Genomic DNA, 18,547 nt, shown 5'->3' on the forward strand with positions numbered 1-18,547 from the left:
GTTCGCCTTCTGCCTGTTTACTCCGAGTCGGCTGCGCCGGACTTGGCCAGGTCGACCGGAACCTCGTCGGGGACCGTGACCGGCTTCGCCTCGCCGCGGAACGTGAACTTCGCGTCCTCGCCCGCGCCTTCGCCGTCCCAGTTCTCGACGTCGACGTACACGATCTGACCGGGGCCGACCTCGCCGAAGAGGATCTTCTCCGACAGCTGGTCCTCGATCTCGCGCTGGATGGTGCGACGCAGCGGCCGCGCACCCAGGACCGGATCGAAGCCACGCTTGGCCAGCAGCGACTTGGCCTTGTCGGTGACCTCCATCGTCATGTCCTTGTTCTTCAAGGCCACCTCGACACGTGCCACCATCAGGTCCACCATCTGAACGATCTGCTCGGTGGTGAGCTGGTGGAACACGACGATGTCGTCGATGCGGTTGAGGAACTCGGGACGGAAGTGCTTCTTCAGCTCGTCGTGGACCTTGAGCTTCATCCGCTCGTAGTTCGACTCGTCGCCCTTACCGGACGTGAAGCCGAGCCCCACGGCCTTGGAGATGTCCGAGGTACCGAGGTTCGAGGTGAAGATGAGCACCGTGTTCTTGAAGTCCACGGTCCGGCCCTGACCGTCGGTGAGACGACCGTCTTCGAGCACCTGCAGGAGGGTGTTGTAGATCTCCTGGTGTGCCTTCTCGATCTCGTCGAACAGCACCACGCTGAACGGCTTGCGGCGCACCTTCTCGGTGAGCTGTCCGCCCTCTTCGTAGCCGACGTAGCCGGGAGGGGCACCGAACAGCCGCGACGCGGTGAAGCGGTCGTGGAACTCACCCATGTCGATCTGGATGAGAGCGTCGTCCTCACCGAACAGGAAGTTGGCGAGCGACTTGGCCAGCTCGGTCTTACCGACACCGGACGGGCCGGCGAAGATGAACGAACCGGACGGACGCTTCGGGTCCTTCAGGCCGGCACGGGTACGACGGATGGCCTTGGCGACAGCCTTGACCGCGTCTTCCTGACCGATGATCCGCTTGTGCAGCTCGTCCTCCATGCGGAGCAGACGGGTGGTCTCCTCCTCGGTGAGCTTGAACACGGGGATGCCGGTCCAGTTACCCAGGACCTCGGCGATCTGCTCGTCGTCGACCTCGGCGATGACGTCCAGGTCACCGGAACGCCACTGCTTCTCCCGCTCCGCGCGCTGAGCGACGAGGGTCTTCTCCTTGTCGCGCAGGTTCGCGGCCTTCTCGAAGTCCTGCGCGTCGATCGCGGACTCCTTCTCACGGCGGGCATCGGCGATCTTGTCGTCGAACTCGCGGAGGTCCGGCGGTGCGGTCATCCGGCGGATGCGCATCCGGGCTCCGGCCTCGTCGATGAGGTCGATGGCCTTGTCCGGCAGGAAGCGGTCGTTGATGTAGCGATCGGCCAGGGTGGCCGCGGCGACGAGTGCACCGTCCGTGATGGACACGCGATGGTGCGCCTCGTAACGGTCGCGAAGACCCTTCAGGATCTCGATGGTGTGCTCCACCGTCGGCTCGCCGACCTGCACCGGCTGGAAGCGGCGCTCGAGTGCGGCGTCCTTCTCGATGTACTTGCGGTACTCGTCGAGGGTGGTGGCACCGATGGTCTGCAGCTCACCGCGGGCGAGCTTCGGCTTGAGGATCGAGGCCGCGTCGATGGCGCCCTCGGCCGCGCCGGCACCCACGAGGGTGTGCAGCTCGTCGATGAACAGGATGATGTCGCCGCGGGTGTTGATCTCTTTGAGGACCTTCTTCAGGCGCTCTTCGAAGTCACCGCGGTAGCGGCTGCCGGCCACGAGCGACCCGAGGTCGAGCGTGTACAGCTGCTTGTCCTTGAGCGTCTCGGGGACCTCGCCGTTGACGATGGCCTGAGCGAGACCCTCGACGACGGCGGTCTTACCGACACCGGGCTCGCCGATCAGCACCGGGTTGTTCTTGGTACGGCGCGACAGCACCTGCATGACGCGCTCGATTTCCTTCGAGCGGCCGATGACGGGGTCGAGCTTGCCTTCGAGGGCGGCCTGGGTGAGGTTACGACCGAACTGGTCGAGCACCAGCGACGTGGACGGGGTGCCCGCCTCGCCGCGAGTGCCGCCGGCCTCGGCCGGCTCCTTGCCCTGGTAGCCGGAGAGCAGCTGGATGACCTGCTGACGCACCCGGTTGAGGTCGGCACCGAGCTTGACCAGCACCTGCGCTGCGACGCCTTCACCCTCGCGGATGAGGCCGAGCAGGATGTGCTCCGTACCGATGTAGTTGTGTCCGAGCTGCAGTGCCTCGCGCAGGCTGAGCTCCAGGACTTTTTTGGCACGCGGGGTGAAGGGGATGTGGCCGGACGGGGCCTGCTGGCCCTGGCCGATGATCTCCTCGACCTGGCTGCGCACTCCTTCGAGGGAGATGCCCAACGACTCCAGCGACTTGGCAGCGACACCTTCGCCCTCGTGAATGAGGCCGAGCAGGATGTGCTCCGTACCGATGTAGTTGTGGTTGAGCATCCTGGCTTCTTCTTGAGCCAGGACAACAACGCGCCGTGCGCGATCGGTGAACCTCTCGAACATCGCTCTCCCTCACACTTTCCGACGTGCAGTCACGAGACCGGGTGTCTCGTCCCTGTTCGCCGCGTTTCGCTCCGGCACTACAAGCAGATCGCCAGCGCCTGCTCCGAGGGCAGAAGCCCCGAACCGACGAACGTTCCACGACCCCAGCTATTACTCTAGTTGGCTGCCGATCGACCTGCTGCCCCTCCACCCCTTTAGATGGAAGAGCAGGCCTGCTTACCCGTATTTAACGCCCCAGCTCCGGCAATCGTTTCCCCTTCGCTGTACGCCTGGAGCGAACAGGTCCCGCGATGCCAATGTGGACCACCATTTCGTGCCGCTGGGACTGGCTCGAATGGACACTTCTTTCCAGTTGTTCGCCATCCAGACGTTCCTGGACGGGACCCTGCGGGCACGTCGCGACGGTGGTTTCGCAGAAATGCGACAACCGCTTGCCCGCGAAGTTCGCGACCCGCTCCCCGAAGGAAGCGAGACCTGCGTGTCCGGACAGGGTATGTCGATGAGCTGTGAGTTCGCCACCCATAAGTTTCCGCCGGCGTCGGTGGCGATACCCAGCGGGTTGCTCAGGCCACCCCCGGTAACCGGCCGCGCAGCGACGCCTGTCGGGCAGGGCTACCCCGCAACCGGGGCGACGAAACGGCACGGCACGTCCCGCGGATGGTCGGGATCGAGCGCGTTCAGCACGAATCCGGCGGCCCGTGCCGAACCGGCGACCGCGACGTGGTCGGAGTAGTCCTGCTCGCAACCGTCCTGGACGACGATGTTCGTGGTGTTCGGGCCCGGCTCGATGCCGCTGGTGTACGGGACGACCAATTCGTCGTAGCGGGTGGCGATGTTCGTGTACTCGATGCCGGGGACGTAGACCCCGTCCGCCCGCATGCGGTCGATGAACGCGGACCCCTGGAGCATCTCGGGGCAGGCCCCGCAGACGGGGAAACCTGCCGCCACCTCGTCGTCGATGCCGAGCGACCGCATGAATCGCCCGACGCTGATCTGATCGTTGCCGTACGTACCGTGCCACGGCGGTGCCAGCGACACGACCTTCGAGACCTTGTCGGCTCCGCCGAAGAACTTCACGTAGTTGTTCGCCTGGAGAGTGCCCTGGGAATGTCCCACCAGGTCGACTTTCGAGGCCCCCGTGCTCGACAGCACCTGGTCGACGAATGCGGCGATCTGAGCGGTGCCGGTGTCGATGGGTGTCATCCCGCCGATCGCATCGAGCGGCCACGGCAGTTCGGGGAAGTTGCCGTAGGTGAGGGAGTACACGCAGTAGCCCTCGTTGGCGAGGAGCGGTGCGTACACCGCCCAGTTGGTCTGGCGTGCTCCTCCCGTGCCGTGGACGAGGACCACCGGTTCGGGATGTGCGTCACTCGGCCGGCAGGACCAGTCGTTCGAACCCGGGGCCGAACTGCCCGGATTTCCCAATTCGAGGGGCACGCCGGCGAGGAACGAATCCGGCACCGGATAGGTCGGCGCTGCGGACGCCACCCCGGCCCACATCACGAACGCCAGGAACAGAATCCCTGAAACGGCCACGCAGCGACGCACAGCTACCCCCCGGACTTCCCGATTAACGGATCAGTGCGGGACGGTAACAGTCCAGGTCACCTCGCGGAGCGAATCAGCGAATTCTGTTCCCAGCTAACTTTCAGTTCGCCTTGTTGTAGGCCTCGATAATTTCCGCGGAGATACGTCCGCGCGCAGAAACCTTTTTGTTGTTCTTGCGCGCCCATTCACGGATAGCGGCGCTCTGTTCCCGATCGACCGAAACCCGGGACTTGGTGGCAGCCGGGGCCGCCACGGCCTTGCCGCGCTTGCGCGAGCTCACCTTGCGCGCGTGGGAAACCCACACGTCGAGCTGCTCGCGCAATTTCGCCGCATTATCCGAGGAAAGGTCGATCTCGTACTGAACACCGTCGAGTCCGAACTCGACCGTCTCGTCGGCAGACGCCTCTTGATCGACATCGTCGATCAGGGTGACAGTGACCTTCTTAGCCATGGGATGAAATTCCTCTCGAATGAAGCGACGTCTCATCGTCAACGTGAGCTACGACCCGGAGGTAACCATACCCCTGTTCTTCCGATTCGGAATACGAGGAATGGATCGAATTTATCCGCCCGAATTCACCCTGGTGAATCAGCGAGAAGAAGGCCGAACAATGGGAAAGAGGATTGTTTCGCGGATTCCCAATCCCGTCAAAGCCATGAGCAGACGGTCGATTCCCATTCCGGTGCCGGTGGTCGGCGGCATTCCCTGCTCCATTGCGGCGAGGAATTCTTCGTCGAGGGCCATCGCCTCGTCGTCGCCGGCCGACGCGAGACGCGCCTGGTCGACGAACCGCTCACGCTGGATGACCGGATCGACCAATTCCGAATAGCCCGTGGCCAACTCGAACCCGCGGATGTAGAGGTCCCACTTCTCGGTCACCCCGGCCTTGCTGCGGTGGTCACGAGTCAGTGGCGACGTCTCGACCGGGAAGTCACGGACGAACGTCGGCTCGAACAACTGGTCGCCGCACTGGTGCTCCCACAGTTCCTCGACGAGCTTTCCGTGCCCGTAACCCTTGTCCTTGGGGACCTCCAGGCCCACCTTCTCGGCGAGCGCCAGCAATTCCTCGACGGTGGTGTCCGGAGAAACCTCGACACCGATCGCCTGCGACAGCGACGGGTACATCTCGAGGGTCTTCCATTCACCGCTGAGGTCGTATTCGGTGCCGTCGGCGAGAGTGACGACCTGCGAACCGAAAGCGGTCTGCGCCACTTCCTGCACGAGTTCGCGGATCATGACAGCGGAATCGTCGTACGTGCCGTACGCCTCGTACGTCTCGAGCATCGCGAATTCCGGCGAATGCGTCGAGTCGACACCCTCGTTGCGGAAATTCCGGTTGATCTCGAAGACCTTCTCGATACCGCCGACGACGCACCGCTTGAGGAACAGTTCGGGAGCGATACGGAGATAGAGGTCGATATCGAGGGCATTGGAATGCGTGATGAACGGGCGGGCCGCCGCGCCACCCGCCACCGTCTGCAGCATCGGCGTCTCGACCTCGAGGAACCCGCGACGCTCGAGCGCGTTCCGGAGCTCACGGACGACAGCCACCCGCTTACGCGCGTTCTCCCGCGCCTCGGGGCGCACGATCAGATCGGCGTAGCGCTGCCGGACCCGGGACTCCTCGTTCATCTCCTTGTGCGCAACCGGGAGGGGCCGGAGCGACTTGGACGCGATCTGCCACGAATCGGCCATCACGCTCAGCTCACCGCGACGGGAGCTGATCACCTCACCGTGCACGTACACGAAGTCACCGAGGTCGACATCGGCCTTCCACGAGGCGAGAGCGTCCTCGCCGACAGCGGCGAGACTGATCATCGCCTGCAGCTGGGTGCCGTCGCCTTCCTGCAGCGTCGCGAAACACAACTTGCCAGTGTTGCGCACGAAGATCACCCGGCCGGCGACACCGACCTGGTCACCGGTGGTCGTGTCGGGCTCGAGTTCCGGGTACTTGGCCCGGATCTCCGCCAGCGAGTGGGTGCGCGCCACCGACACCGGGTACGCCTCGCGTCCCTCCGCGAGGATGCGCTCACGCTTCTCCTGGCGGATCCGAAGCTGCTCGGGGGTGTCGTCGACTGGCTGGGCTGCTACTTCACTCACGGGTCACCAGCCTAATCGACGGCCGGGCGTGCCCCTATTCAGAGGTCAGCGTCAACCCGACGGCTCGCCGTCAGCGTCAACCCGACGGCTCGCCGTCAGCGTCAAGCCGAACATCAGTGAGCCGAGACGGTGGCCAGCTCCCGCACGCAGTGCTGCGTGGCGATGAGCGAGCCCAGCAACCCCGCAGCCTTGATCGCCTTGTACCCGCCGACGAGATCGGTCGCCTTGTGCAGACCCAGCTGCTGCAGCGCCGCAGCGGCGAGACTCGACGTGTAGCCCTCGGAGCAGACGATGATCCACTCGACGTCGTGGTCCACTGCCAGCGCCAGGTGCGCCGAGCTGGTGGGATCGCAACGCCACTCGAGGACGTTGCGTTCGATGGCGAGCGCGCCGGGCAGCGTTCCCTCGATCGCCCGCTGCGCCTGCGGGCGGATGTCCACGACGATCGCGCCGCGCGCCACTGACTCGGGCAGCTCGAATGCGTACATGCGGTCGATCTGGGTACGGGCCTCTTCGAGCATCTGGTCGATGTTCACTTCGAACCACCCTCGGGGAGATCGGTGAGCTCGGTCCGGGTACGGCGCAGCGTGCCGTGGTCGGTGACCTCGTAATAGGACATGGCCGATAGCGGCGGCGAGTAGGCGTGCACGCTCAGCGTCGGCGTCACCACCTCCGCCCCGGGTGCATCCGGCGCCCGCACGACGTCGTGGACCCAGCCGAGCGGGAACGAGGCCTGATCGCCGGCGTCGAGAATGCGGTGACGCAGTCGGTCACCCGCCCAACGGAACTCGGACAACGCCCCACTCAGAACGGTGAGCGCTCCGAAAGAACCTGCGTGGTCGTGCAATTCGGTGTTCCGGTCGGGAACCCAGCTGATCAGCCAGACGTCGACGTCGTCGTCCGAGTAGAGCCGGGTCGACCAGCGCTCGTCGGTGGGCCAGCTCTGCGGGAGCAGGACGTCGTGGCGGCCGTCGAGGACCTCGGAAGCACCCTGATCGGTGATGCGCAGCAGGTCAGCCGGGCGAAGACGGGTGGGTACAGATGCAGAAGAATACGTTGCGAGCACGAGAGAGACTCCCAGAAGTGTGAATTGGTCAAGGCAGCGTTCAGCCTCGACAACACTCCTGAGCACTCGTGCAGAGATTCACGGGGACCATTCTGACATAACTTCCGCGAAGAGGGAACCCGTCACTCGAGCGGGCTGCGACGCGCACCCCGGCGAGCCTGATTCCGCTCGTAGACCAGGCGCAGCCCTTCGAGCGTGAGGTCCGGTTCGTGCTCGTCGACGGTCTCCGTCTCGGGCATGATCAGCGGCGCGCGGTCACCGGTCGCGATCACCACGACGTCGGAACCGGAGAAGGCGGGCAGTTCCTTGCGTACGCGGCGGACCAGCCCGTCGACGAGCCCGGCGAAACCGAACACCGCACCGGACTGCATGCATTCGACGGTGTTCTTGCCGACGACGGAGCGGGGCCGCACCAGTTCGACCTTGCGCAGCGCCGCCGACTGCGACGCGAGTGCGTCCGAGGAGATCTCGAGGCCGGGCGCGATGGCGCCGCCGAGAAACTCGCCCTTGGCGGACACGACGTCGACGCACGTGGACGTCCCGAAGTCGACCACGATGCACGGTGCGTCGTAGAGGTGATGCGCCGCAAGACTGTTCACGATCCGGTCGGCGCCCACCTCCTTGGGGTTGTCGACGAGCAGCGGAACACCGGTTCGCACCCCGGGTTCCACCAGCACGTGCGGGACGTGTCCCCAGTACCGTGTCAGCATCACGCGGATCTCCCGCAGCACCGACGGCACCGTCGACAGCGCGGACACACCGGTGATCTGATCGGTGTGCGCGCCGAGGAGCCCACGGAAGATGAGGGCCAGCTCGTCGGCCGTCATCCTCGCGTCGGTGCGCATCCGCCAGTCCTGCACCAACTTCGAGTGTTCACCGGAACCGGTGAACAGTCCGAGAACGATGTTCGTGTTCCGGACGTCGACGGTGAGGAGCATGGGTTACACCAAACTGGATTCGCGCTCGGCGTCGAGCGTCGACAGCATGCGCGGGGTGATGAGACCGGAGCCCTCGGGCGCGTGCGCCGGGTCGGCGCCGAGCTCGATCGGCGAGTTGGCGGCGTCGACGAACACGACGCGCGGCTCGTAGTCGCGCACCTCCTGCTCGTTCATGACGCCGTAGGCGATGAGGATGACGAGGTGGCCGGGCTTGACCAGATGCGCTGCCGCACCGTTGATCCCGATGACGCCACTTCCCCGCTCGCCGGCGATCACATAGGTTTCGAGCCGCGCGCCGTTGTCGATGTCGACGATGCACACCTGCTCGCCCTCGAGAAGGTCGGCGGCGTCCATCAGATCCTGGTCGACCGTCACCGAGCCCACGTAGTGCAGGTCGGCGTGCGTGACGGTGGCGCGATGGATCTTCGACTTCATCATGGTGCGAAACATGTTCCGGTCCTTACTCTTCTAGCGGGAAAGAAGTTCGTCTGCGGCCGACGCGTCCGACTGTGGTTCGGCGTCGCGTTCGAGGAAACCGGTGCCGACGGCGACACCGACGTTGTCGATCAAGCGGGTGGTCCCGACCTTGGCGGCGACGAGCAGCCGGCCGTCGCCTCGATCGGGGGCGGGGCCGAGATCGACGCCCCGCACTTCGAGGTAGTCGACCTCCACCTCCGGGACGGACGCCAGCACCTCGCGAGCGGTGGCGAGGATCGCCCCGGTGCCACCGGCCGCGGCGTGGGCGCCGGCGATCAGGGCCGCCGACAATGCCGTCGCCGCGTTGCGCTGCGCCTCGTCGAGGTAGCGGTTGCGCGAGGACAGTGCCAGTCCGTCGTGCTCACGCACCGTGGGCACGCCGAAGATCCGGACGTCGAAGTTCAGGTCGGTCACCATCTGCCGGATCAGCGTCAGCTGCTGGTAGTCCTTCTCGCCGAAGTACGCGACGTTCGGCGCGGCGATCTGGAGCAGCTTGGCGACGACGGTGAGCATGCCCGCGAAGTGCGTCGGCCTGGACGCGCCCTCCAGCTCGGCGCCCAGCGGTCCGGGATGGATCGTGGTCCGCGGTCCTGCCGGGTACATGGTGGCTGCAGTGGGCACGAACGCCAGCTCGACTCCGGCCTCGCGCAGCAGTTCGAGATCGGTGTCGAGGGTGCGCGGGTAGGCGTCGAGGTCTTCGCCGGCGCCGAACTGCAACGGGTTGACGAAGATCGAGACGATCACCACCGCGCCGGTGAGCTTCGCCTGCCGCACCAGCTCCAGGTGACCCGTGTGGAGGGCTCCCATCGTCGGCACGAGCGCGACCTGGCGGCCGACACCGCGCAGGGCCTTCGAGACCCGGGTCAGCACGCTCGGGTCGTGGTGCACGGTCAGCTCGCCGCGCTTGTATCCGCCCTGCAGATCGCTCACGGAACTCACCTCCGGTCTTCCAGGATTTCCAGCAGTTCAGGTGTCGCGCCGGCGCGTTGCGCCGACCGCAGAGACAGGGCGCGGTAGCCGGCCGCGATCCGCGGATCGACCTCTTCGAGTACCCGCAGATGCGTGGCGACCGCCTCCGAATCGCCCCGCGCAACCGGCCCGGTCAGCGCCGCCGGCCCGCGCCGCAGAGCGTTGTCGAGCGCCGCGGACAGCAGCGGCTGGAGAACTCGTTCGGCCAGGCCGTTCGGATCGTCGCCGATCAGCTCCTGGCCGAGCAGTTCCTGGCCTTCGAGGGCGACGCGCAGTGCGGCCACGGCGTCGACGACGAGCGTCACCAGGTGGTTGCTGCCGTGAGCGAGAGCGGCGTGGTACAGCGGTCGCATGTCCTCGCGGACCCGGACGGGCTCGCCGCCGATCTCGAGGACCAGCGACTGCGCGATCGCGTATCCGATGTCGTCGCCGGCGGTGATGCCGAAACAGGCGGATGCGAGACGGACGGTGTCCTCGTCGTGCCCGGTGAACGTCATCGCGGGGTGAATCGCGAGCGGAACGACGCCCTGCTCGGTGAGGGGGTCGAGGATCCCGATGCCGTTCGCACCGGACGTGTGGGCCACGATCGCGCGACTGGGCACCGCACGGGTGGAGGCCAGCCCGGCGATCAGCGACGGCAGTTCGGCGTCGGGGACGGCGAGAATGAGCAGTTCGGAGCGGGCCGCGACCTCTGCCACCGGCAGAATCTCGGTCTCGGGGAGCCGGGTGCGGGCCCGGTGACGTGACGCGTCGGAGACAGCCGAGCAGGCGACGACGACGTGACCTGCCCGCTCCAACGCGGCACCGATTGCTGTACCGACCCGGCCGGCGGAGACGATTCCTACCGTCAACCTCGCAGGCGCAGGGCCATTAGTGATCCCGAAAGAGGTCACCTTCGTCCTCTCGTTCGTTCCAGTCCCGCTCGGCGGGTACCAGACGTTCCAGGGTGAGGATAGCCCGGCTCGAACGCACCCCGCCATGCGCCGGCAGAGTGATATATGCCTCACACGATGCGGGTTGATCCTCGGGCGCGTCCGGCCTTATTCGGCCCGGCGACGCCTGCCTCCGGCGCTCTGGGCGGCCCCGGATGCCGACTGCATATTGGCCATGATCTCGGCGACGGACAACCCGTTCGAGTGCGCACCCGACGATTCGTCGTCCTCGGGCGCCCGTCGGCGGCCCCGCCGCGCTTCGGGCTCTGCCTCTGCCTCGGAGTCGGGCTCGGGTTCCGCGACAGGTTCCGGCTCGACCTCCGCGACCGGCTCCGGCTTGGGTGCCGGCGGGGTCTCGGCAACCTGCTCGGGCTCCGGTTCCGGCTCGACCTCGATCTCGGGTTCGATTCGGGCGGCGTCGACGGGCTCGACGATCGACGTCTCAGCGGTGACCGGATCGTCGTCCGGATTCGCGAACGATTGAGTCTGCTGGGCCGAACCGCTCTGATGCCCGGCTCCGGCGGCGTGTCCCGCACCCGGAATGTACAGGCCCGACGCAGCAGGCTGGTAGCTGCTGTACGACCCGCCTGCGAGTTCCTGCACACGCGTCGAATCCGCCCGCAGCGCGATCCGTTCGGTCGGCATCGCGCCGTCGAACAGGGCCTCGAGACTCTTGCGGAGCGACGAGAGTTCGGCACGCAACGCGGCGAGCTCTTCGGCGTCGGCGCGCACCTCGCTGCGCACCCGCTTCTCGACGGTGAGCTCGTATTCGCGGCGCGCCGAGATCTCCCGCTCCAGTTGCAACTCGTAGACGGTCTGCAGGTCGTTGACCTTCGCCTTGTCGAGCGCCGACTCGCGCCGGTACTTCGTCATGGCGATGGCGCCGACCGTGGCAGCCCACAGTGCGGCCACCAGGCCCACCCGAAGGAGTTGCACGCTGTCGCTGAAGATCAGGAAGAGGGACGCGATCACCGCGAGGGCGAGCAAGCCCGCAACGATCATCTGGCTCGCGCTGCGCTTGTTGCGGCGCGCAGACTTGAGGCGACCAGGATTCGTCATGGTGCCAGGGTACTTGGCCGCGAAGGGTCCGCCGCGCATCCATCGGACCTGCGGCGATCCCCTATGCCCTAATGCGCGGGCTCGTCCGAGGGGTCGTCGGGGGTGCGGCAGCAGTGTTCCAGCCACAGTGCCGCGCCGACGAGGGCAAGGGCGGCAACGAGACCCACCCACGCGCCGGGACTGTCCGACCCCGCGGCCCGGAGCACCGAACGCTGCGGAAGCAGGTACAGCAGGAAGCCGCCCCACACCCCGGCGGTCGCGGCACCGACGAGCGCGGACGCCTTGGCGAGCGCCGCAACGCGGGCGGCGGTGATCGGGTGCAGCTGACGCGGTCCGTCGCCCACCTGATGGTTGCTGACCCGGGATCGCACCATGAACGCGAGCACGACCTCGATCAGCGCGACCGGATACAGCGACGCCCCGGCGTACACGGGAATCGGCGGAAACGAGCCGTAGAACACGCGGACCAGAATCCAGGTGGCGGCGACGGCGAGAGCTGCCAGGAACAGCAGATCCCAGATGCGGGTGGGTTTCATCGTGCCCGTCGGTTCCGGTTTCATCGCGGCCGCCGGTCCAGAACGAGCTGCGTCCGGTGCACACCGGCCCGTTCCTCGTCGTCCAGCAGTGGCAGCAGCGCGTCCACCCGGGTCGTCGTCCCGCCTACCGGCAACACGGCCTCGGGTTCGACGTCCAGCCACGGAATCAGCACGAAGGCGCGCTCGTGTGCCCTCGGGTGCGGCAACGTCAGTTCCGGGTCGTCGCTGCGGACGTCGTCGCACGTGACGACGTCGACGTCGAGCGTGCGCGGGCCCCACCGTTCGACCCGCATCCGGTCGGCGGCGGCCTCGAGTTCCTGCCCGCGCCGAAGCCAGCCGTAACCGTCGAGGGCGGGATCGTCGACGACGAGGACCGCGTTGAGGAAGTCCTGCTGCTCGACACCGCCCCACGGCGCCGTCGAATACACGGGAGAGACCGCCACGACCGCGTCACCCAGGCCGTCGAGAACGGACTGCAGATGGGCAAGACTGTCGCCGACATTCGACCCGATCGACAGCACTGCGCGACTCATGACCTCGACCTGTGCGCGACCACCGCGACGTCCGCGAACGTCAGCGGGATCGGCGCGGACGGCTTGTGCAACACCACCTCGGTGCTCCGGACGCGGGGATCGGTCATCACCCCGTCCGCGATCTCCGCGGCGACGGTCTCGATGAGGTCCCGTGAGGGTCCCGCGACGATCGCGGCTGCGCGCTCGGCCAGCCCGCCGTAGTCCAGGGTGTCGTCGAGGTCGTCCGATGCGGCGGCCGGGGCGAGGTCCATCCAGACGGTGATGTCGACGTAGAAGTCCTGACCGTCGCGCTTCTCGTGTTCGAAGACGCCGTGATTGCCACGAACCTTCAAGCCGCGCAACTCGATTCGGTCACTCACGTCCGGATGCACCCCTTGCCCAGGCCTCGGCGACCGCGATGGCGTCGAGGGAACCCTGCGCGTCGTGCACGCGCACTCCCCACGCTCCGTGGGTCGCGGCGAGTGCCGAGACGACGGCGGTGGCGATCTCCCGGCCGGCGGGCGGGCGCGGCTCACCGTCCGCATCCGCCAGCAGCGAACCCAGGAACCGCTTGCGGGAAGCGCCGATCAGGACGGGGAAGCCCAGCTCGTTGAACTCGGGCAGCGCCTTCAGCAAAGACCAGTTGTGGTCGGCGTTCTTCGCGAAACCGAGACCGGGATCCAGCACCAACGAACCCGGATCCACCCCCGCTTTCACGGCCAGGTCGACCTGGGTCATCAGTTCGTCCCGGACCTCACGGACCACGTCTTCATAGTGGTCTGCGGTGCCGCGGTGCACGTAGTCGTCGGCCGAACGCCAATGCATCAGGATCCACGGAACTCCGGCGTCCGCGACGACCGAGGCCATCGCGGCATCCGCACGGCCACCGGCAACGTCATTGATGATCGACGCACCCGCCTCGATCGCGGCCTCCGCGACCGACGCCCGCATCGTGTCGACGCTGACGCAGATGCCCTCGCCCACGAGATCCGCGATCACGGGTGCGACGCGACCGGCTTCGACGTCGGGATCGACCCGCGCCGCCCCCGGCCGGGTGGACTCACCGCCCACGTCGACGATGTCGACGCCGAGACGCTTCAGTTCGAGACCGCGCGCGAGCGCCGCGTCACGATCGAGGAAGCGTCCGCCGTCGGAGAAGGAATCGGTGGTGACGTTCAGGACGCCCATCACCACGGTTCGGCCTGGCGACGGCAGCTCGATCACGGTCACTTCCGCAGAATAAGGTCCAGAGCCTCGGAACGTGAGGCCGCGCTGGACTGGAGCAGACCACGCACCGCGGAGGTGGTGGTACTCGCACCAGGCTTGCGGATGCCCCGCATCGCCATGCACAGGTGCTCGGCCTCGATGATCACGATCGCACCGCGCGGGTCGAGCTTACGCATCACGGCGTCGGCGATCTGGCTGGTCAGACGCTCCTGGACCTGCGGACGCTTGGCGTACAGGTCGACCACACGCGCCAGCTTCGACAGCCCGGTCACCTTGCCCGTCTTACCGGGGATGTACCCGACGTGCGCGACCCCGTGGAACGACACGAGATGGTGCTCACACGTGGAGTACAGCGGAATGTCGCGAACGAGCACCAGCTCCTGATGCCCCTCGTCGAACGTCGTGTTCAGCACGGTGTCCGGGTCGGTGTACAGGCCCGCGAAGACCTCGCGGTACGACCGCGCCACGCGGGCGGGCGTATCCCGGAGTCCAGGGCGGTCCGGGTCTTCACCGATCGCGATCAGCAGTTCCCGCACCGCAGCTTCGGCACGCGGCTGATCGAACACCCGGCCTGTCTCGAGTGCCACGGGCTCACTACCGAGATGATTCACCGACAACCGAAACTCCTCCAGTACCGGGACCGATCGTCCCGAAGCAACAGCCTAGTGTCGGGCGGATCAGTTCGATCCGTCCGGTCCTTTCCAGGCCCTCGTCTGCGCGTCGTCGTCCCCGGTGCCACGCTGCTCGTGCGGCGGGTTCCACTGGTTCCCCGGACCTTGGTTCCCGGAGTATTGACCCTCCGGATTCTGGTTGCCCGGATCGCGAGGCGGCCAGCCCGGAGCCGACCATCCCGCGGGGGCGCCGTAGTCCGGACGCGGCTGCGTCATCCCACCCTGTGGCCTGGCCGGCGCCGGCTGCGAGTAGCCGTTGGCGGGCGCAGGCTGCGGGTACTGCTGCTGCGGCGCAGCCTGCTGCGACTGCTGCTGGGCGAACACCGGCTCGGGCTGCTGGGGCCACGGCTCGCCGCGCTCGACCGCGAGTTCCCGCGGCGTCTTGACCGGCGGCTTGTCGGACGGGGTCCGGTGGCCGAAGTCGTTGAACGCGGTGATGCGCGGGCGCTTCTCGACGCTGTGGAAGATCTTCTCGAGATCCTTGCGGGTGAGCGTCTCGCGTTCGAGCAGTTCGGTGGCCAGGATGTCCAGCACGTCGCGGTACTCGTTGAGGATGGCCCACGCCTCCGTGTGCGCGGCCTCGATGAGGTTGCGGACCTCTTCGTCGATCTCGCGTGCGACCTCGTGGGAGTAGTCGGACTGCTGACCCATCGACCGGCCGAGGAACGGGTCTCCGCCCTCCTGTCCGTACCGCACGGCACCCAGCTTGGCGCTCATGCCGTACTCGGTGACCATCGACCGGGCGATCTTCGTCGCCATGTCGATGTCGGAGGACGCACCGGTGGTCGGCTCGTGGAACACGAGTTCCTCGGCCGCGCGGCCACCCATCGCCATGACGAGTCGAGCGATCATCTCGGACCGCGTCATCAGGCCCTTGTCGTCCTCGGGCACCGTCATCGCGTGACCGCCGGTGCGGCCGCGGGCGAGGATGGTGACCTTGTAGACCGGCTCGATGTCGGGCATCGCCCACGCGGCGAGCGTGTGCCCACCCTCGTGGTACGCGGTGATCTTCTTCTCGTGCTCGCTGATGATGCGGCTCTTGCGACGCGGACCGCCGACGACACGGTCGACGGACTCCTCGAGTGCGGCCTCCGTGATGACGGTGCCGTTCTCGCGGGCCGTGAGCAGCGCGGCCTCGTTGATGACGTTGGCCAGATCGGCACCCGACATTCCGACGGTCCGCTTGGCCAGGCCCTCGAGGTCGGCGTGCTGATCGATCGGCTTGCCCTGCGAGTGAACCTTCAGGATGGCGCGACGACCGGCGAGGTCGGGGGCGCCGACCGGGATCTGCCGGTCGAAGCGGCCGGGACGCAGCAACGCCGGGTCGAGGATGTCGGGGCGGTTGGTGGCGGCGATGAGGATGACGCCGGTGCGGTCACCGAAACCGTCCATCTCGACCAGCAACTGGTTGAGGGTCTGCTCACGCTCGTCGTGACCGCCACCGAGGCCGGCGCCACGCTGGCGTCCGACGGCATCGATCTCGTCGACGAAGATGATGCAGGGGCTGTTCTGCTTGGCCTGGTCGAACATGTCGCGTACGCGGGACGCACCCACACCGACGAACATCTCGACGAAGTCCGAACCGGAGATCGTGAAGAACGGGACACCGGCCTCGCCCGCCACCGCGCGGGCGAGCAGGGTCTTGCCGGTACCGGGCGGCCCGTACAGCAGCACACCGCGTGGGATCTTCGCGCCCAACGACTGGTAGCGCATCGGGTTCTGCAGGAAGTCCTTGATCTCGTACAGCTCTTCGACGGCCTCGTCCGCACCCGCGACGTCGGCGAACGTGGTCTTCGGCATGTCCTTGTTGAGCTGCTTGGCCTTCGACTTGCCGAAGCCCATGACGCCGCCGCGGCCACCGCCCTGCATGCGGCTCATCACGAAGAAGAAGATGCCGAGCAGGATCACCATCGGCAGGACGAACAACAGGATCGACGTGAGCCAGCTCTCCTGCGTGACCGTGGTGTTGTAGCTCTGCAGGCCCTTGTCGGAGATCTCGTTGAAGATCTGCTCGGACGCCGACGCCGGGTACTTCGCGAGGATCTCGGTCTTGCCGTCGGTCGCGTCGTTCCCGTCCTTCAGCCACAGGCGGACCTGCTGCTCCCGGTCGTCGATCTGCGCCTTGTCGACGTTGTTCGCGTCGAGCTGCGCGATCGCCACGGAGGTGTCGACACCCTTGAATCCGCGCGTGTCGTTGCCGAAGTAGCTGAAGGCGTAGATCACCAGCAGGATGCCGGCAACTATCGCCAGGTTTCGAAACACAGTCTTACGGTTCATACAGGTCGGCCGATATGGCCGGTCCTTTCGAGAGTGCGGGTCTTCCGGGTGCGCCTTCCGGCTGCCAACCGGACAAACCAGGTTACCGCGAAGGCACCCCGGCGACTCCAGGTAGCAGCCAACCGCCGTTGGGAGCGGTCTCTTTTCTTTCAACGCATGCGGTCGCCCATCGGTTCCCTCGGACTCGATCCGGGCCCGAATGTGCCGGAGTTCACCGCGCGGGCGCGAACCTCGGCCAGCCGCCACCCACCCGCTCGATGTGAGCGGCCAGCGCCAGGATCCTGGCCTCTCCCCCGGGCGGCGCCGCGATCTGCACGGCCAGCGGGGTACCCGAATGCGAGTGCGTGCCGACGGGCACACTCGCCGCCGGCCACCCGACGAGATTCCACAGCGCGCTCAACGGGGCGTACCGCACGTTGGCCACGATGTTCGACAACCACGACCGCTCGCTCCACGTCGTCGCCGCGAGCGGCGGCTGCGCGAGAGCGGGTGTGATCACCACGTCATAGTTCTCGAAGAATTCGCGCAGCGACTCTTCGAGCCGGCCCACCTGCTCCGGACGGACGAACCGGCCCAGCGCGCGGCCCACCGCGACGTGCCTGCGGGTCCGCGGCTGCAATTGCCGCAGATCCAGCCCCTTCGCGTCGGCGGCCGTTCCCGCGGTCCAGCGGGCGAGAACGGGAAGCAGGTTGACCGGATACGGCAAGGTCGCAGGCTCGACGTCGTGGCCCGAGCCGGTCAGTTCCGTGCCCGCGCGCACGGCCGCATCCCGCCACTGCGGATCGATTGTGGCCAGGAATGTCGGCGACCCTGCCGCCACCGCGATCCGCAGTGGTTCCGATGCGCCGATCCGCGCGAGTTCGGGTCGGTCGGCGAGGACGGACAGCATGAGGGCGGCGTCGTCGACGGTCGTCGCGATGGGCCCGTTCTCGGCCATGCCGAACCACGAGGTGGCTCCGAGTTCGGACGGCACGACTCCCCTGCCCGGTTTGATACCGAACACCCCGCAATTCGCCGAGGGGATGCGGATCGAACCGAGACCGTCGGTCCCGTGGGCCAGGGGCACCATCCCCGCGGCGACGGCGGCGGCCGCTCCCCCGGACGAACCCCCGCAGGTCCGCGACGGATTCCACGGATTGCGGGTGATGTGGCCGGGCGCGTCGGTGGTCCCCCACACCGCCAGTTCGGGGAGAGTGGTCAGGCCCACGACCACCGCTCCCGCCGCCCGCAGCCGCGCGACGACCGGATGATCGGCGACCTTCGGTTCGGCACTGGTTGCGCCCGATCCCTCGCGCATCGGCAGTCCGGCCACGGGGATGACGTCCTTGATCGCGACGGGCACTCCTGCCAGCGGAAGTGTGGACAGATCCGGCCGGAGGGAGAGGGCGAGCGCGTCGGCTCGGGCCTGTTCGGCGAGGACGGTGACGAACGCCTGGATCTTCGGTTCACGCTCCTCGATGGCCGCGAGTGCAGCCTCGACGTGCTCCATCGGGCTCGAGACGCCCGAGCGAACCTGCTCGGCGACGACGACGGCTGCGGTGAACGGGGAGTCCCCCATCACCCGAGTATATGGCGCAGGGATGCAGTCATTTCGAGTATTCGCGCTGGATACGGTAGGTCTGCGGGGTTACCATTCGCTTGTCCCTGGATGGGACTCTTCACACCGCTCCAGACAACCT

General features: G+C 67.0%; 18 protein-coding genes. All 18 read right to left on the bottom strand.

Going from position 1 to position 18,547, the window contains the following annotated elements:
* Positions 1-17: 17 nt before the first annotated feature.
* Positions 18-2,555 carry an ATP-dependent Clp protease ATP-binding subunit gene (locus tag ACFVJ3_RS19315; protein WP_378453548.1) on the bottom strand — a complete coding sequence of 846 codons (2,538 nt, stop codon included), beginning with the start codon at positions 2,553-2,555 and terminating at the stop codon, positions 18-20.
* Between the two features lie 612 nt (positions 2,556-3,167).
* Positions 3,168-4,103, bottom strand: a complete 936-nt coding sequence (locus ACFVJ3_RS19320; protein ID WP_378453549.1) for an esterase/lipase family protein — start codon at positions 4,101-4,103, stop codon at positions 3,168-3,170.
* Positions 4,104-4,203: 100 nt separating this feature from the next.
* A complete protein-coding gene (locus ACFVJ3_RS19325) occupies positions 4,204-4,554 on the bottom strand; it encodes an Lsr2 family protein (RefSeq protein WP_378453550.1) in 351 nt (116 codons plus the stop codon).
* A 138-nt stretch (positions 4,555-4,692) separates the two neighbouring features.
* Complete coding sequence (gene lysS / locus ACFVJ3_RS19330; RefSeq protein WP_378453551.1) at positions 4,693-6,204, bottom strand: lysine--tRNA ligase; 1,512 nt, start codon at positions 6,202-6,204, stop codon at positions 4,693-4,695.
* A gap of 113 nt (positions 6,205-6,317) precedes the next feature.
* Entirely contained in the window at positions 6,318-6,740 is a 423-nt protein-coding gene (locus ACFVJ3_RS19335) for a rhodanese-like domain-containing protein (protein WP_378453552.1), read from the bottom strand.
* Positions 6,737-7,270: a cysteine dioxygenase gene (locus tag ACFVJ3_RS19340; protein ID WP_378439656.1), complete on the bottom strand. Its 534-nt coding sequence runs from the start codon at positions 7,268-7,270 to the stop codon at positions 6,737-6,739. Before ACFVJ3_RS19340 ends, ACFVJ3_RS19335 begins: the two co-directional genes overlap by 4 nt.
* Before the next feature lie 122 nt (positions 7,271-7,392).
* Complete coding sequence (locus tag ACFVJ3_RS19345; protein ID WP_011596827.1) at positions 7,393-8,208, bottom strand: type III pantothenate kinase; 816 nt, start codon at positions 8,206-8,208, stop codon at positions 7,393-7,395.
* 3 nt (positions 8,209-8,211) lie between these two features.
* A complete protein-coding gene (gene panD / locus ACFVJ3_RS19350; RefSeq protein ID WP_378453553.1) occupies positions 8,212-8,658 on the bottom strand; it encodes an aspartate 1-decarboxylase in 447 nt (148 codons plus the stop codon).
* Positions 8,659-8,676: 18 nt separating this feature from the next.
* Positions 8,677-9,615: a pantoate--beta-alanine ligase gene (gene panC / locus ACFVJ3_RS19355; protein WP_378453554.1), complete on the bottom strand. Its 939-nt coding sequence runs from the start codon at positions 9,613-9,615 to the stop codon at positions 8,677-8,679.
* 5 nt (positions 9,616-9,620) lie between these two features.
* Positions 9,621-10,547 (bottom strand): Rossmann-like and DUF2520 domain-containing protein, encoded by a 927-nt coding sequence (locus ACFVJ3_RS19360; protein WP_378453555.1) that lies wholly within the window; start codon positions 10,545-10,547, stop codon positions 9,621-9,623.
* A 147-nt stretch (positions 10,548-10,694) separates the two neighbouring features.
* Positions 10,695-11,645 (bottom strand): DUF6779 domain-containing protein, encoded by a 951-nt coding sequence (locus tag ACFVJ3_RS19365; RefSeq protein WP_378453556.1) that lies wholly within the window; start codon positions 11,643-11,645, stop codon positions 10,695-10,697.
* A gap of 68 nt (positions 11,646-11,713) precedes the next feature.
* Positions 11,714-12,181: a DUF3180 domain-containing protein gene (locus ACFVJ3_RS19370; protein WP_378453557.1), complete on the bottom strand. Its 468-nt coding sequence runs from the start codon at positions 12,179-12,181 to the stop codon at positions 11,714-11,716.
* 20 nt (positions 12,182-12,201) lie between these two features.
* Complete coding sequence (gene folK / locus ACFVJ3_RS19375) at positions 12,202-12,714, bottom strand: 2-amino-4-hydroxy-6-hydroxymethyldihydropteridine diphosphokinase (protein WP_378453558.1); 513 nt, start codon at positions 12,712-12,714, stop codon at positions 12,202-12,204.
* Positions 12,711-13,073, bottom strand: coding sequence for a dihydroneopterin aldolase (gene folB, locus ACFVJ3_RS19380; RefSeq protein WP_378453559.1), 363 nt, complete (start codon positions 13,071-13,073; stop codon positions 12,711-12,713). Before folB ends, folK begins: the two co-directional genes overlap by 4 nt.
* Entirely contained in the window at positions 13,066-13,923 is an 858-nt protein-coding gene (folP, locus tag ACFVJ3_RS19385) for a dihydropteroate synthase (protein WP_378453560.1), read from the bottom strand. Before folP ends, folB begins: the two co-directional genes overlap by 8 nt.
* Positions 13,920-14,537 (bottom strand): GTP cyclohydrolase I FolE, encoded by a 618-nt coding sequence (gene folE / locus ACFVJ3_RS19390; RefSeq protein WP_378453561.1) that lies wholly within the window; start codon positions 14,535-14,537, stop codon positions 13,920-13,922. Before folE ends, folP begins: the two co-directional genes overlap by 4 nt.
* 60 nt (positions 14,538-14,597) lie before the next feature.
* Positions 14,598-16,868 (bottom strand): ATP-dependent zinc metalloprotease FtsH, encoded by a 2,271-nt coding sequence (gene ftsH, locus ACFVJ3_RS19395; RefSeq protein WP_378453562.1) that lies wholly within the window; start codon positions 16,866-16,868, stop codon positions 14,598-14,600.
* Between the two features lie 211 nt (positions 16,869-17,079).
* Positions 17,080-18,426: an amidase gene (locus tag ACFVJ3_RS19400; protein WP_378453563.1), complete on the bottom strand. Its 1,347-nt coding sequence runs from the start codon at positions 18,424-18,426 to the stop codon at positions 17,080-17,082.
* Positions 18,427-18,547: the final 121 nt, after the last annotated feature.

The sequence above is a fragment of the Rhodococcus sp. NPDC127593 genome, assembly GCF_042671975.1.
In the GTDB taxonomy this organism is placed as follows: Bacteria; Actinomycetota; Actinomycetes; order Mycobacteriales; family Mycobacteriaceae; genus Rhodococcus_F.

Excerpts from the sequence above, each read along its gene's own strand:
- ACFVJ3_RS19315 (WP_378453548.1), bottom strand. The coding sequence starts at position 2,555 with ATGTTCGAGAGGTTCACCGATCGCGCACGGCGCGTTGTTGTCCTGGCT.
- ACFVJ3_RS19325 (WP_378453550.1), bottom strand. The coding sequence starts at position 4,554 with ATGGCTAAGAAGGTCACTGTCACCCTGATCGACGATGTCGATCAAGAG.
- ACFVJ3_RS19345 (WP_011596827.1), bottom strand. The coding sequence starts at position 8,208 with ATGCTCCTCACCGTCGACGTCCGGAACACGAACATCGTTCTCGGACTG.
- panD (WP_378453553.1), bottom strand. The coding sequence starts at position 8,658 with ATGTTTCGCACCATGATGAAGTCGAAGATCCATCGCGCCACCGTCACG.
- ACFVJ3_RS19365 (WP_378453556.1), bottom strand. The coding sequence starts at position 11,645 with ATGACGAATCCTGGTCGCCTCAAGTCTGCGCGCCGCAACAAGCGCAGC.
- ACFVJ3_RS19370 (WP_378453557.1), bottom strand. The coding sequence starts at position 12,181 with ATGAAACCCACCCGCATCTGGGATCTGCTGTTCCTGGCAGCTCTCGCC.
- folK (WP_378453558.1), bottom strand. The coding sequence starts at position 12,714 with ATGAGTCGCGCAGTGCTGTCGATCGGGTCGAATGTCGGCGACAGTCTT.
- ftsH (WP_378453562.1), bottom strand. The coding sequence starts at position 16,868 with ATGAACCGTAAGACTGTGTTTCGAAACCTGGCGATAGTTGCCGGCATC.
- ACFVJ3_RS19400 (WP_378453563.1), bottom strand. The coding sequence starts at position 18,426 with ATGGGGGACTCCCCGTTCACCGCAGCCGTCGTCGTCGCCGAGCAGGTT.